The organism is Paralteromonas sediminis (assembly GCF_003820355.1).
GTDB classification, from domain to species: domain Bacteria; phylum Pseudomonadota; class Gammaproteobacteria; order Enterobacterales; family Alteromonadaceae; genus Alteromonas_F; species Alteromonas_F sediminis.
This window is the reverse complement of sequence record NZ_RPOK01000002.1, coordinates 71,830-86,985: the sequence shown is the minus strand read 5'-3', so window position 1 is coordinate 86,985 and position 15,156 is coordinate 71,830. Positions and strand designations below refer to the sequence as shown.

Annotated in this window: 8 protein-coding genes; 2 read left to right on the top strand and 6 right to left on the bottom strand. The window is 45.5% G+C overall.

Translation table 11 applies throughout. The features are described 5' to 3' along the window. Nucleotides 1-68: 68 nt before the first annotated feature. Both DRW07_RS05645 and DRW07_RS05640 read right to left on the bottom strand, forming a co-directional pair. On the bottom strand, nucleotides 69-2,570 hold the full coding sequence (locus tag DRW07_RS05645) for a TonB-dependent receptor (RefSeq protein WP_124026933.1): 2,502 nt from the start codon (nucleotides 2,568-2,570) through the stop codon (nucleotides 69-71). A 134-nt stretch (nucleotides 2,571-2,704) separates the two neighbouring features. Beyond that, on the bottom strand, nucleotides 2,705-5,155 hold the full coding sequence (locus tag DRW07_RS05640) for a TonB-dependent receptor plug domain-containing protein (protein ID WP_205665369.1): 2,451 nt from the start codon (nucleotides 5,153-5,155) through the stop codon (nucleotides 2,705-2,707). A gap of 140 nt (nucleotides 5,156-5,295) precedes the next feature. On the opposite strand from DRW07_RS05640, the gene DRW07_RS05635 reads away from it, so the two are divergent. Continuing rightward, complete coding sequence (locus tag DRW07_RS05635) at nucleotides 5,296-6,393, top strand: threonine aldolase family protein (protein WP_124026931.1); 1,098 nt, start codon at nucleotides 5,296-5,298, stop codon at nucleotides 6,391-6,393. On the opposite strand, the gene DRW07_RS05630 is transcribed toward DRW07_RS05635, so the two are convergent. Further along, the gene (locus tag DRW07_RS05630; RefSeq protein ID WP_124026930.1) at nucleotides 6,385-6,852 is read right to left on the bottom strand and encodes a hypothetical protein; all 468 of its coding nucleotides are present in this window, start codon (nucleotides 6,850-6,852) and stop codon (nucleotides 6,385-6,387) included. The two genes, DRW07_RS05635 and DRW07_RS05630, sit on opposite strands and share 9 nt — an antisense overlap. A gap of 96 nt (nucleotides 6,853-6,948) precedes the next feature. Continuing rightward, on the bottom strand, nucleotides 6,949-8,853 hold the full coding sequence (locus DRW07_RS05625; RefSeq protein WP_124026929.1) for a S9 family peptidase: 1,905 nt from the start codon (nucleotides 8,851-8,853) through the stop codon (nucleotides 6,949-6,951). Nucleotides 8,854-9,036: 183 nt separating this feature from the next. Between DRW07_RS05625 and DRW07_RS05620 the strand changes: the two genes are divergently transcribed. Continuing rightward, nucleotides 9,037-10,245, top strand: coding sequence for a cytochrome-c peroxidase (locus DRW07_RS05620; protein ID WP_124026928.1), 1,209 nt, complete (start codon nucleotides 9,037-9,039; stop codon nucleotides 10,243-10,245). Here the strand turns inward: DRW07_RS05620 and DRW07_RS05615 are convergent. Together DRW07_RS05615 and DRW07_RS05610 are read right to left on the bottom strand one after the other, a co-directional pair. Next, entirely contained in the window at nucleotides 10,242-12,170 is a 1,929-nt protein-coding gene (locus tag DRW07_RS05615; RefSeq protein WP_124026927.1) for a tetratricopeptide repeat-containing sulfotransferase family protein, read from the bottom strand. The two genes, DRW07_RS05620 and DRW07_RS05615, sit on opposite strands and share 4 nt — an antisense overlap. An 82-nt stretch (nucleotides 12,171-12,252) precedes the next feature. Next, nucleotides 12,253-14,916 carry a TonB-dependent receptor gene (locus tag DRW07_RS05610; RefSeq protein WP_124026926.1) on the bottom strand — a complete coding sequence of 888 codons (2,664 nt, stop codon included), beginning with the start codon at nucleotides 14,914-14,916 and terminating at the stop codon, nucleotides 12,253-12,255. Nucleotides 14,917-15,156: the final 240 nt, after the last annotated feature.

Here is a 15,156-nt window from a genome sequence, read left to right as displayed (position 1 = left end):
CATCTACATAAAAAAAGCGCCTCACTGACATGAGGCGCTTTTTTTTGTGTTTTTAATTGAATAGTGTATTAAAACGTTGCTTTCACACCTAAGGTAAACCCTCTGCCCGGGAGAGGAGCTCTGTCAGCCAAAAAGGAAGTATGCACCCTCGCCTCTTTGTCAGTTAAGTTCGTCCCTCTTAGAAAAAACAGCCAATTGACGTTTTGGGTATACCAACTATAGTCAACACCCGCTTCAATAAGGGTATACCCCTTGGTTGCAGTTTCAAACTCAGCGGTATTGGTTTGATCATCATACCAGGTTACACCAAAATCACCGTTCCAACCTTGATACGAAAAAGCCACCTCACCGCCCACTCTAAGCGGTGGAATACGCGCTAAATCGCCATTGTCAGTATCGGCCCTGATATAGTCAGCAAACATCTGGAGATTCCAAATATCGCTTAGCTGGTAGTGTATTTCTGCTTCAAAACCATAAAGATCAGCATCGCTTTGGCGGAAATTCAGGATGGGTAGTCCTTCTTCTTCACCTTCATGTCCATGTTCATCTTCATGGCCATCATCATGATTGTCATCACCGTGTTCGTCGTGGTGGTCATCATCATGTTCTTCATGCTCGCCGCCGAAGGTAAAACCGGTATCTACCTGATAAAGGTAATCATCAACCTGATTGTAAAAAGCGGTAACGGTAAAGCCCCAATCTCCAGAGAACTTTCGCCAGGTCAGGTCGATGTTGGTAGCAACTTCTTCTTCTGCCTTTCCACCTCGGGTCTCAATTTCACCTTCTTCATTTGTGATAAACGAAAGACCTAAATCAAAGGTTTGTGTGGCTAAGTGCGTGCCTGCGGAAAAGAGCTCCTCCTCTGTCGGTGCACGTTCAGAACGAGAAAGGTTTACGGCTAATGAATAGCCCTTTGCATATTCCCAATTCGCACCAGCAGACAGTGATAAGCTTTGATAATCTAATTCAGGAAAAACAATTTCAGTGAGGCCTTCGTCGTGATGGTCATCGTCATGGTGCTCTTCGTGATCTTCGTCATCATGGTGGTCGTCATGGCCGTCCTGATGTCCTAACGGCACGTCAAAGGGTGACGCCGATAGGGTATTTTTCTCGTACCTTGCACCTAGTTGAACAGTGACGTTATCAAAGGATTTTTCTTCTATAATGAAAACGGCGAACATGTCTGTTTCACTTGAGGGATAGAAGGCTTCCTCGCCAACCGCTTCAAAATCAGATTGACTTAGATGCAGCCCCATGACGCCATGCCAGCCATTGATCGTGTGGTGTTCTGCCGTCAGCCTCAGCTCTGAAGTTTCATTGGCAAACTGCGTTCCGACGACACCTTCTTCTAATTCGACATGCTTGTAATCAGAATAGCCATAGCTGAGCTTTACATTGTCAATATTGTGAAAAGGGCTATACCACAAACCTTCAACCTGATAACGGCGATTGTCTACATCTAGCTGAACAATTTCTTCACCCTCTTCATCATGATCGTGTTCTTCGTCTTGGTCTTCTTCATGTTCGTCATGCTCTTGTCCATGGTGGTGAGAATGCCCGCCTGGAATACCGTATAGGTTGTCAAGTTGTTGTACCGAAAACCCGATATAACCACTATCACCAATGTAAGAGATACCCGCTGTGATATTCTGGGTATCTGCTGCGCTGCTTTCTAACACACCCGGCATGGCATCTTCTTCAGGATCAACGTCAGCAAAACCCGGTATCTCGGTATCGTCAGTCGTCCTGTCAAAGGCATCGAAGTGAAACCCGATCCGCCCAGCACTGGTATTTAGGTTTATCGCTGCAAACTCTTCGCCAGTTGCTGTTTCGTGACGAAGTTCAGCGCTTCCTTCTGTGCCGTCGACCAAATCCGAAGGCACTCTATTGTCAACGACATTAACCACACCGCCAATGGCACCACTTCCGTATAAGAGTGTTGCTGGCCCCCTTAATACTTCAATTTGCACGGCATTGGCAGATTCGGCTCCAATATTGTGATCGGCACCCACACGGGAAGCATCGGACACGTCCAGACTGTTTTGCGTGATTTTTACCCGCGGGCCGTCGTTGCCGCGAATTACTGGGTTTCCAGCAACGGGCCCAAAGTAGCTGTTGTGCACACCTGGTGTAGCTTTTAGGGTTTCTCCAATCGTCGTTGCCTGACGCTTGCGTAATTCATCACCGGTAAGCACGCTTACCGGCGTGACCGACTCTAATACTGAGGTGTCGAACGCATTGGCAGTCACTATAATATTTTCAATCGCGGAAGGCTGAAGAACAAAGTTTGCCGTTAAGTCACCAGAAGCATTATCAAACTCTTGACTGCCCCGGACATACCTGGGTGAATGCACACGAACATGCACATGACCGTCCTGTATGTTCTCAATGACATAGCGCCCCTTATTGTCTGTTAGTGCTTTTTTTGCGCTCCCATGCACAGAGACTGCTGCCCCCTCTATAGGGTTACCACTAATATCTGTAACCACACCACTTAACGTTGCTGCATGAGCAATACCTGATAACGCAATTGCTGTGGCAACTGCACTCAATTTCAGTGTTCTTTTCATTGTGCCTTCGTTTTTGTAATAGTAAAGGATGAGACTTATCAACCAAGAATATTGTGATGTTATAACATTTACACCAAAAGATACAAATCAGGATCACCAAAAAAGCATGAGTTCTTCAAAATCTGAGATAAAATTTAAAAAGATGATTTGAGACGCAAGTAATAATAGCCACCACTAATACCAAATGGCAGCGTCTCCCAGCCGAAAGTAAACCCCGCCTCAGACAACGGCTTGCCTGCTTCTCCCCAATGCGAGGGAGTAATATTAAAGAGATTGTTAGCGCCCATACTTATGGTAACTTTATCACTTACAACATAATCGAATGATATATCAGTGAGCCATCTACCTGACCACGTCTGTGAAATCCCTGTAAAGGCAGAGCCTGAGACATCACCGAAATAATGCATCACCACACTGGACTTCCAGTTATCTTTCACCAGTGAGGCTGATAGAGTAGCTCTCTCCCGCGGCTGTCCCTTTTCAATTCTTTCTATCTGGGCCGCATTAAATAACCTGCTACTGGGCACAATGGCTGAAGACGAATTTAACGCCCGTACTTGTGTTTCAACCAAGCCAACTGCGGCCTGCAGCTTGAGTGTTCCGCCTCCTAGTTCACTCCTATATGTGCCGACAACATCTAAACCTCTGGTACGCGTATCAATAGCATTGGTAAAAAATTGTGCCGCCCCCAGCTGATTGGCATCAAGGATCCTTTCTACTTCATCAGAAAAGCCAACAATTGGATCTGACAGAACAATACGGTCATCGATATCAATTTGATAAATATCAACGGTTAAAAAGAAGTCATCAATATGTTGCATTACAAAACCGATGCTCGCTTGCCTGGACGTTTCCTCTTGCAGTGCAGGGATACCAAAATGTGCAGCAACATCAGAGGTGTTATTAAAGGTACCGGTTTCTCTTAAGTCACCATCAACCAGCGTGGTTTGTACCTGCGCATAGTAAATTTGTTGAACTCCTGGTGCTCGAAAGCCTGTTGATAAGGTAGCACGCAGTGCAAAGTCCGTTGCAAATTCTTGTCTGAATGACAGCTTTCCGGTGACATTGTCTCCGGCAAACTCGTAGTCTTCCCATCTAACGGCAGCAGCCATCATAGTGCTGTCGCTGAGGGAAGTTTCTAAATCTGCATAGACGGCCTTACTATGTCGGCTTTCATCTACTTCTGTTTCTGGCGTAAATCCGGGAAACCCCTGAATACCTGGAGGGGCAGATCCTCCGTTATCTATATTAGTGATATTGAGACGTGGATTATCACTGCGTCCGTACAAATAGGACCAAGGGTCGCCACGAGTAATGCGATAGGCGTCTTTTCTCAGCTCAACACCTACGGCAACAAACAAGGGCTCGGGTAGCCATTGCACAACAAGGTCACCTGATAGATCGACATTTGCAGCACCTTGCAGGTATTTCAATGCACCATCATTGGCGCTGGTAGGCGTCTGAGCAATGATACTGCCCTGTCCATTTGGTTCGTAATACCAACTGACGTTTGCAGAATTGTTTGAAAAGAAATTAAATTCTGACTGGCCCCAACTCAGTGAGGTATCAAATACCCAGTTCCCATTAATATCACCTTGTAGACCTGCGGTAATTGATTCGTCTTCAACACGCGTCAATAATTCAGGTAAAAATCCTTCAGGGTAAAGCGCTGGAATTGTTCGCTCTGAGTCTGGCCCGCGAAAAAATCCATACGATTTCCCCTCGCGATCCGATATGCCACCCAATATATAGAATGATAAACGTGGTGTTAGCTGACCCCCACTATTCACCCAAAGATAACGGTTGTCAGATTGCGCTTCACCAATTCGGAGTCGTTGTACGGGATTGCCATCAGGCGTCAACCAATTGCCTATAAATACCCCTTGTGTTGATGTCAAATCTGCCACCCCAGCTCTGTTAACTTCCCCGCGGTCTCGTTGTTCTAGCGTCATATTGAGCCATAAATGCTCATTTCCGATACCGCTGTTCAGGCTGATGGTGGCATTGGCACCGTCTCCCGCATACGTCTGACCGCGCTCAGCCTGTACCAGTGTTTTTTCGGTTTGCTTCTTAAGTATAATGTTAATAACGCCCGCTATGGCATCAGAACCGTATTGTGCTGCCGCTCCATCACGTAAAATCTCAATGCGATCAATCGAAGAAAGGGGTATAGCATTAATATCATAGCCGGCAGACCCTTTGCCTACGGTTTCCTGGACATGCACCAATGCTTGCTGATGACGGCGTTTACCATTGATTAATACGAGCGTCTGGTCTGGTCCCAGCCCGCGCAAGGTTGCCGGGCGAATGATATCTGAGCCGTCACTTATCGTAGTATTGTTAAAATTAAACGAAGGCGCGATTTCTTGTAGCGCTTTGCCCAGCTCAGCCTGCCCCGTTACCCTGAGTTCCTCAGTTGAGATTAGGTCGACCGGCGCCAGTGTATCAAGCGTGGTTCGTCCAGCACCGCGAGTTCCCACTGTGACTATGACTTCAAGCAACTCTTGCAAACTCATATCCAGTAGTTCATTCAGTCCCTCTGAAGGAGCCACTTGCGCTTCTTCAGACCGAACGTGAAAGCTCATCAACATTAGAGCTGGAATAATAAAAGTGGGTAGCTTCAATGTTTTACTATAGACAGAAAGACCTACTACGTAATACAAAGTATTAATTAGAACGCCAAAAACTCAAGTTACAAGACATTATCTAAAACCAAAGGCATCATATGACACTCATTGCTTCAGAATATAAACAGCGATACCACACCTTAAGCCAATCGGTATCTGCGTCCATTCAACGTCATCCTGTGCCAGACATCAAATCCGAACTCTTGCAGCTCGCCAATTCTGTCCAGATCACCGATGAACGAGACAATTATGGCAGTGCCGGACTTGTGGGTGATTTTGAGCAGTCTATGTGTTCGCTGTTCAACAAGCCTGCCAGTGTATTTTTACCCACTGGCACTCTTGCTCAATGCGCTGCGGCAAAATGTTACAGTGAGCAGAGTAATAAGCAGTCGGTCGCCCTACACCCGACATCCCACCTGCTTTTGCATGAGCACAGAGCAATTGAAGCCTTGTGGGGGTTAGACGTCGCCATTGTTGGCAAGGCACATCAACCCCTCTCTATTGAAGACCTTGATAGTCTAAACCCTGATACCGTGTGTGCGTTGTTTGTTGAGCTACCCATGCGTGAGATTGGTGGCGCGCTTCCTACTTGGGACGATTTGGAAAAACTACGTAAGTGGTGCAACACGCACAAAATCAAGCTGCACATGGATGGTGCTCGATTATGGCAAACCACCCCCTACTACCAGCGATCACTGGCAGACATTGCGGCCTTGTTTGACAGTATTTACGTGAGTTATTACAAAGATCTGGGGGGAACAGTGGGTGCCATGCTACTGGGTACCGAGTCTTTGATCGCTGACACGAAAATCTGGGCACGTAGAGCGGGTGGCAACCCCATCACGCAATACCCTGATGTGCTTGCTGCACGAAATGGTATAGCAAACTATTTAAACCGCATGCCTGACTACGTGGCCTTTACTGCTGCACTTTACAATGAATTGAGCAGCATAGGTGTTGGAAGGTTTGCCTTCCCGCCTAAAGTCAATCTGTTCCATTTGGAGGTCGATTTGTCGACAGACGTACTGGCAAAAAAGATCATCGACTATGCCGAACAAAAAGACATATTAGTGCTGCCTCTGCCCCGCTCCGGCAATACACAATCATGTATTTGCGAAATTAACATCGGTGAAAATGCACTTAGCCATCCACCCGCATTTTGGGCAAAGCACATCGCGGCTTGCCTATCACTTTGACGACTTATGCTGGTTAATAAATTCGAGGCAATTCCCTTGATAGGTGTTGTCAATTAGGTGCTGAATTTTCCATCCATTAACCGTTTTGACAACTTGAAAACTATTTACGCCGCAATGGCTGAGCGCCTCATCTCTGTAAAAAGCATACGGCGTCCAAACAGACGCTAAATTGCCGTTTTGTCTAATATCAACTGATAATAAGTGCTCATCTAAATACGCACTGGCATGAGTGATATTCTTGGCAAATGCATCTATTTCACTGGTTTTAATAGACCCGTCTGGCAGTGCGCGCTGTAAAATCGCAGTATCCGTGAACTGGGCTTGTAGGCTCTGGCCATCATGCTTGCGCATCGCATCGAATACGTTATAAATCGGCGCATCTGGACTCAAGTCTTGCGCAAAAGAAGTGTGTGTTAAGAACAAGAGTACACACAGTCCACTCAATTTCCATATCTTCATTTCATCACTCCGTCATAGTCGTAATTTGAACAAAAAATGCCAGTGTTTAAGTGTCTTAACACTGGCATCTTTTCATGTTTTGTCTTGTTGGCTGAATTAAAGCGTGTCTTCTAACCAGGCAAAAAACTCGCGTTGCCAAACTATCCCATTTTGTGGCGTAAGCACCCAGTGATTTTCTTCTGGAAAGTACAAGAATCGACTCTTCAGCCCTCGCAGCTTGGCTGCTTGAAACGCCTGAATCCCCTGACCTAATGGAACCCGGTAATCCTTACCGCCATGGATGACGAACATGGGTGAATCCCATTTATGTACATAGTCAATTGGGTTAAATTCAGCATAGGTTTTACTTGCAGCTGCATTGTCCTTGTCCCAATAGGCTCCGCCCATGTCGTGATTAACGAAGAACAGCTCTTCCGTCGTGCCATACATACTGCGCAAATCAAATATGCCGCAATGGGCGATAAAGGTTTTAAAACGGCCCTCGTGATTACCCGCCAAATAGAACGCAGAATAGCCACCAAAGCTGGCACCAAGCGCACCAATACGCGCTTTGTCAACGTATGGCTCTTTCATTACATCATCAATGGCATCCAGATAGTCCTGCATGGCCTTACCGCCCCAGTCTTTACTGATATCTTCATTCCATTTCACACCATGACCTGGCATACCACGACGGTTAGGCGCTACAACAATGTAGCCTTGTGATGCCATAACCTGGAAGTTCCAGCGGAACGAATAGAACTGTGAAAGCGGTGATTGTGGCCCACCCTGTAAATAAAGGAGCGTAGGATATTTTTTGCTTTCGTCAAAGTTTGGAGGGTAAATTACCCACGTCAGCATGTCCTTGCCGTCTTGCGTTTTCACAATTCGCGACTTTACAGTGGGTAAGTCAAGACCAGCATAAAACGCATCGTTAACGTTTGTTAGTGCAACTAGATCATTACTGCTTACGTCGAAGCGATAAAGCTCTCTTGCACTATTCATACTGTTACGATTCACTACCAAGTGACCATCCAACACGGCAACAATACCATTAACGTCAAATTGTCCCTGGGTTAACTGCTCAATTTTAGGTTTTGCACTTGGGGTAGTCGTTACCTCAACCCTAAACAGCTGAACCGTGCCTTTTGTGGCTGCGATAAAGTAAATATGCTTAGCATCATGGCTCCACTTGAAACTAGATACACTACCATCCCAGTGTGCAGTCAGGTTAACTGAATTCCCCTTCTCCATAATGATAATGTCATTTTTGTCAGCTTCATAACCCGGTTCATCCATTTGTAACCATGCCAACTGACCATTTACGGAGAATGCAGGATATTTGTCATAACCAGGATTGCTATCAGTAATATTAACGGTCTCTTTACTGGCCAGGTTGTAGCGATAAATATCGGTATCCGTGCTGGTTACGTACTCAACACCCATATATTTTTTGCTGACGTAGTAGATGTTTTCGCCCTTTGGCCCCCAAATATAATCAGCAGGCCCGCCAAACGGTGATGTAGGACTATCAAAGGGCATATCTTCCATGATGTCTACTTTCTCTTCGGTTCGTAAATCCTGATAGAAAACATGTTTAACACTGCCATCTTTCCATGTATCCCAATGCCGGTAATTGAGGTCATCAAATACATAGGCATTCGCCTCAGACAAATCTGTGTGTTTGTCTGCTGCCAGTATTGGTTTGATTTTTACCGTTTCATGAAACAGCTTCTTGCTGCCATCTGGCGAAATTTTAGGGTTAGATAAGAGTCCCTGATAATCTTCTAATAACTGTGGCTGGCCACCTTTTAGCGGCACTTGGTAAACTTTGCTGCTGAAGTTGTTATTTTCTACGCTGGGTGTGGTTACACGATAAATTACGTGTTTATTGTCTTTGTTTAATCCCAACGCACTGACGCGTTTAACTTGCCAGAGTTTTTCAGGTGTCATCACCTCTTTTGCTGATATGCCCGTATTGAGCGCTAATCCTAAGCCTACACATGCAAGAACTCGCAACATTGCGAAATACCTCCAAAAATTAATCCTCGACTAGACTACAGAATTCACTAACAAATTAATAGAATGACAATGGTTGGTGAATGTCTTTACCAAACCTTTACACTCACCGGACACATCTTTACGCCCCAATGCCTAGACTAGCGTCATCAATACCATGTCTTAATCCGCCGTTGAGGGGTCATCATGTCTGACTACAAACTATCGCAACCTTTAATCACTTTGGCAGTACTGTTCGGTCTGGCATCTTGCGGTGGAGGCAGTGAAGTTGAACAAAATGCTTCTGAGTCTGAGTTTGAACCTACAGCGCCAACAACAGTGTTAAACCTACCCTCAACACCCTTTGATTATGAGACGCTAAACTTGCCCGCTCACTTCACAACAAACGTACCTGGACAGCCGTTGCCAACATCAATAAACGGGCTTGACAATACGCCTGATAGTAATCCCGTTACCAATGATGGTGCCACTTTGGGCAGAGTGCTTTTCTATGATAAGGCATTGAGCGCCAATGGCACGGTTTCCTGTGCTTCATGCCATCAGCAAGCACTGGGTTTTTCCGACGACAACGCATTTAGCATTGGCTTTGAAGGCGGTCGTACTGACCGTCACTCCATGACATTGATCAATGCAAGATACTACCAACGGGGTCGCTTTTTCTGGGATGAAAGAGCGGTTTCACTCGAAGAACAGGTGCTTATGCCTTTTCAGGATCCGGTTGAAATGGGGATGACACTTGAGCAGTTGGTTGCTGAAGTAACTGCACAAGACTTTTACCCTGAGTTATTTGAAAATGCCTTTGGCAGTCGCGAGGTCACGGAAGAAAAAATTGCGTTGGCGCTAGCTCAGTTTGTTCGAAGCATTGTCAGTTACGCCAGTAGATATGATCAAGGGCGCACCATGGTAACAACACCGGGTGAAAACTTCCCAAACTTCACCGAACAGGAAAACCGTGGGAAAGCTTTGTTCTTTAGGACTATACCTAATGGTGGTGGCGCATGCTTTGGATGCCATACCACTGAAGCCTTTGTTAGTGCTAACCCAGGCCCACAAAACAACGGTCTGGATTTAACAACGACAGATGCAGGGGCGGGTTCTGTGTTTAACAACCCAATTTTTGAAGGCCGCTTTAAAACCACCAGTCTGCGAAACATCGCGTTAACTGCGCCTTACATGCATGATGGTAGATTCTCCACGCTAGAAGAGGTTGTTGAACACTATAACAGTGGTATCCAAGCCCATCCAACGCTATCACCAGCGCTGACCGATGAAGCTGGCAACCCGATACAACTCAATTTTAATGAAGATGAAAAAGCCGCCTTGGTTGCCTTTCTAGGCACGCTTACCGATGAGAGTGTCAGTGTGGATGAGAAGTGGAGCGACCCATTTAATTAATCTAGAGCATCTATCAAAGGCTGCAAAAACGCTTTGTAATGTTTCCATTGCTGCATCCCTTCTCGACTTATTGGTTTGCGTACCTGTTCTGAACTTGGTGTTTTAATAGCACGTTTGTTTTTATGAAAGTCGAGACAAGCCTGCTCAAAGGGTAAATCACAAAAGGCCAACATTCGCCTCACCTGACCTTCCAGATCATTGATTACCTCTTCGTGATTCACCCGCAATACAAAGCCTGGCAAAACCTTGTCCCAATGTGCCATCAACCTGACATAGTCATTATAATATGCCGCCATATTCTTCAGGTCATAACTAAACTCTTGACCCTCGCCAAATAGTTGCTTAAAGCCACTAAAACAGCAGGCCATTGGCTCTCTTCTTGCGTCAATCACCTTGGCATTAGGCAAGATGCACTTGATCAAACCGATATGCATAAAGTTATTTGGCATCTTATCAATAAATAGTGGCGCCCCCTGTCTGTAGGGTTGAGTGTCTTCAATGAATTTGTCCCCTAGCTGAGCAAATTGCTGATCTGACAATGCATGTAAATTAGCTGGATACGCTGGGGTATCATTTGTCATTCGGCCGCGAAGCCGCATTGCCATGCCCAAAATGGAATGTAATTCCATGGTCGCGTCCACACTTGAATGTGAGGATAAGATCTGTTCGAGTAATGTCGACCCAGCTCTTGGCAAGCCAACAATAAAAATAGGTGCACAAGTAGGATTACCTGATGCGCGTTGAGAAAACAAATCCGTGTTGCAATGCTGAATTTGCAAGTTAACCAGTTTTGTATTCGTCTCTGCACTATAACCTAACATACTGTTTTTTAATGCATTGCCCTTAGCGTAATAGTCGAATGACAAAGCATATTCCTGTGTGTCCTCATACGCTTTACCTAGTGCGAAACAAAAATGGACCCTGTCTAGGCTCCTATTTTCATCTTGATCAGCAAACTGCTTGATGGTGTTAATTTCATCTTCACTAAACCGATACGTTTTTGTATTCGCCAGAGACCAATAGGCATCACCGTAGCTAGGTTTTAAGCCATATGCCGCTTTGTAGCTGGCAACGGCATCCTCAAACGCGCCTTTCGCTTTAAGCGCGTGCCCCTTTTGCAAGTGAATACCTGCACGTTTGGGTTCAATAGCAAGAATAGCGTCGTAAATCGCCAGACTTTTGTCCAAATCGCCAACTCCCATATAGGCTGCTGCAAGTGTAGTTTGCGCAACGAGATTGTTGGGGAGTTGTTGCAGATACTCTTTGGCGACCTGCAGGGCTTTGTTATGTTGCCCTAATGTGTTGAGCAAGTCGGCATACTTTAACTTTGCGGGCTGATAGTGTGGGTGAAGCTCGACACAGGTTTCAAGCAAAAAAACCGCATCGTCATAAACTTTTGTTTTAATGCCAATCTCAGCCAATAGACACATTGCGTCTGGATTGTGCGTATCGGACTGCAGATATTCACGGCAAATAGTTTCTGCTAGTGCATATTTGCCTTCGTACATGAGATCCATGGCCGCAAGCAACTTTTTGTTCAGAGAAGATAAATCGTTAACACGTTCAGCGGCCTCAGTATTATTAGGATCCAGTTCCAGCAACTTTTTCCACGCACTCACCAAGGCAGGATTTGCCATACAAGCGTAGTGAAAAGCCTGCTTTGCCGTCTCAATATTATTGAGAGCAAGATAACAGTACCCGGCTTCTTGATGGGCTCTGGCATGAGCGGGCTGAACAGCCAATATCAAATTGAGTGTACTTATCGCTTCAGTATGCTTTTGCATTAAGCGTAATGTGACGGTTTTTAAATACAGAATCTCAACATCTCGAGGTGCTTTTGCCAATGCTGCATCGGCCAATGATAAGGCCTGACTAAAGGCTGAGGACTGAATAAGGTGTTTAATGTCGCGATATGGATCGGGCATGCGCGTCGAATTTATTTATAAATCAGAATGATAAGATAACAAAAAGGTGAGAACGAGTTCTCACCTTTTTTTGTACTCACTACTAGTAGAAGTCGTAAGACAGCCTTACTCCGATTGTCCGTGGCCTATTAGTAACGACTTTTGGCGTAAACTGCTGCTCATCAATGTAGAGCTGTGCATTTTCATCGGTTAAGTTGTCAATATACAACTCAGCGCGCCAGTCATCTTTTGTCACACCCGCTGATACATTCACCAGCACATAACTTTGTGCCACATAGCGTCCACCGGCAAATGCGTTACCGTTACGATCTGTATAAGACACGCCTTGGAACGTCCCTGCAGGGATCTCATTTTCAATTTCTAACCCAGACCCCATGCCATATACCAGATGATGAGTGTCTTCATAGATATTGGCATTTGCAAACATGCCGGACAGTCTATCTCCCGTGTAAGCAATTGCGGCGTTAATAAACCCTTCATAACCATTTTCAAATTCGTGGTAATAACGAGCCCGGAGGTTACCCGACAAATCTGCCGAATACGGAAGGCTACTGCCAACAGGCGGCGCCAAATTAACCATGGTACTGTTCAGGCGGGTTATCTCAGTGTCTAATAGACTTAAAGCACCGCTTATCACTAGGTTATCCGTTGCCAACCAGGTAAAGTCTGCGTCCAGCCCTTTAATTTCAGCCTCACCGACATTATCCGTGAAGTAGAAAAATGCGATATTGGTGGGGTCAAAACGTGATGTTTGCAAATCAGAGATTTCTGAATAATAAGCAGTCGCGTTGAGTCTTAGGAGACCATCAAAAAAGTCGCCCTTCATACCCAATTCGTAATTATCCAGCGTATCTGTGGTTGAATAGACAGGAATTCGGAACCCTTCAAATGCAGAGCCTGCGGTCTGGTTTCTGGCAAGCTGGCCACCGGTACGCGCTGTTACTGGCGGTCTGAAACCCTCAGAGTAGTTTGCGAACAGGAGTACATAATCCGTCAACTTGTAATCAACTGAAAAGCGGAAGATAGTGTCGTCAACTTCCAGCTTTCCGTCGCCGCCCAGTAAACTGGTATCCAGTTGGCCAGATTGAATGGCGGCGATCATGGCGTTGCCCTCATCTTCGCCAAAGAAATCAATAAGCGCCTGACCACCTTGTCCTAAAGCGCGTATCTGCTCAGTCACATCTGATGATGTGGTTGCCCCAAGATAGATATCTTCGGCATCATACCAGCGCGCACCTAAACTAAGGGTGAGTTTATCGGTCAGGTCGTATTCGATTTGTCCAAATAACGCGATCTGATTCAGTTCATGAGTAACATCATTCACAAAGCTCACTAGAGGTCCAAAATTGCCCCCTGTACTATTAATGCCCTCATAACGTCCATCGGCACCGCCATTTAGCGTTCTGTTGAGATCAAAGAATTTATCCTCAGCTCCCAGCTGAAACAAGCCTACACTGTTGACTTCAAGCGAATCGTAAAACACACCAGCGGTTACACGCCAGTCTTTGTCAGCAGGCGTGTTGACGCGCAGTTCTTGCGTCAAGCGCGAGTTTTCTGTGGACTCTTTGTAGAACCCCTCTGGGTTATGACAAATTTCATCCTCTGGAGCACCGCCATAACTACAAGCATAGAAGGCAGCAAATGCACCGCCGTTTGTGTAGCCGATGTAATCGATTGTTGAGTCAATTTTACGGTCCAGATATCCACCTGCATAGACGACTTCAAGCTGCTTAAGGCGCCCCTCTAACGTCCAGGTTGTCAGTCCAAATTCATCTTCATTAGACTCAGGCTCATAGCGGCTTACTGAGGATTCACCGTCATAGGAAGGGTCATAGGCAAACACACCTTCTGTCTCGAGTTTTTGTTCAGTGTGTTGTACTAATAGTGTCCAGTCATCATTGATGATGTAAGAGCCACTAAATCGTGCACCTGCATAAGTCGCGTCGTTAAAATCGTCTTCAACGAGTTCATCGTTTGTGGGGCTATCAACAGGTGTATTCTGTGGATCTGTCAGTACCCCACCTGAAATGCGATCGATATGAACGGCGCTGCCAATGTATCCACCTTGACCAGGTACACTCAGCACATTATCAATCCAACCACCCTGATGGTCGGTATACGCAGCGACACGTAACGCAAAATCGTCAGTTAGCGCGAAATTCATGAAGGCTTCAACAGCATTGCTGATATCGCCCCCTTTTGTAGTTGCAAAATCAACATCTACGCCTGCGCTGAAGCCTGTGTGGTCAGGTTTATTCGTAATCAGTCTTACTGTACCTGCCTGTGAACTTGCGCCAAATAACGTACCTTGTGGCCCTGGAAGCACCTCAACACGTTGCATATCTGTGGCATAGACATCTAGATTTCTACCTTGCATTGAAATAGGTTGCTCGTCTAAATAAATTGCAACTGAGGGCTGAAGAGCCTGAACGGACGACACCGTGATAGCGGTCTGATTGGTCGCCGCACCTCTTATATAAACCTCATTTTGTCCCGGTCCGGTACCTTGAAAAGTGACATTGGGTAAGAACTCAACATAATCCTGAAAGCCACTAATGCCTAGATTCTTTAGACTTTCTCCACTCAGTGCTGATACCGCAACGGGTACGTCCTGAATAGACTCTGTTCGTTTTGTGGCGGTAACCTCGATAGTTTCTATTGTTGCCTTATTCGACGTTTCCTGAGCCAGTCCGGCCCCAGCAGTCAGTGCGGCTAGAACAGCGCAACTTACTTTTGCAAGTTTCATAGTGATTGTGCCTTTATTAGTTATGTGTGAATTAATTTGAATTATTGCTATTTGAACTCTCTTTAACAGGTTGAATCAAAATAGCTTTTTAATTAGTACACTACCTGTATATTTTCAGTTTAAACCAAATGAGCAAAGTTTTTACTACTTTTTTAATCAATTATTAAATAGTGTTCAACCTTTTTCACTTTCATCTTTATTCCTGAACACTTTCACTTTATCCTCTGTATACTGTGTTTT

Excerpts from the sequence above, each read along its gene's own strand:
- DRW07_RS05645 (WP_124026933.1), bottom strand. The coding sequence starts at position 2,570 with ATGAAAAGAACACTGAAATTGAGTGCAGTTGCCACAGCAATTGCGTTA.
- DRW07_RS05640 (WP_205665369.1), bottom strand. The coding sequence starts at position 5,155 with ATGAGCTTTCACGTTCGGTCTGAAGAAGCGCAAGTGGCTCCTTCAGAG.
- DRW07_RS05635 (WP_124026931.1), top strand. The coding sequence starts at position 5,296 with ATGACACTCATTGCTTCAGAATATAAACAGCGATACCACACCTTAAGC.
- DRW07_RS05630 (WP_124026930.1), bottom strand. The coding sequence starts at position 6,852 with ATGAAGATATGGAAATTGAGTGGACTGTGTGTACTCTTGTTCTTAACA.
- DRW07_RS05625 (WP_124026929.1), bottom strand. The coding sequence starts at position 8,853 with ATGTTGCGAGTTCTTGCATGTGTAGGCTTAGGATTAGCGCTCAATACG.
- DRW07_RS05620 (WP_124026928.1), top strand. The coding sequence starts at position 9,037 with ATGTCTGACTACAAACTATCGCAACCTTTAATCACTTTGGCAGTACTG.
- DRW07_RS05615 (WP_124026927.1), bottom strand. The coding sequence starts at position 12,170 with ATGCCCGATCCATATCGCGACATTAAACACCTTATTCAGTCCTCAGCC.
- DRW07_RS05610 (WP_124026926.1), bottom strand. The coding sequence starts at position 14,916 with ATGAAACTTGCAAAAGTAAGTTGCGCTGTTCTAGCCGCACTGACTGCT.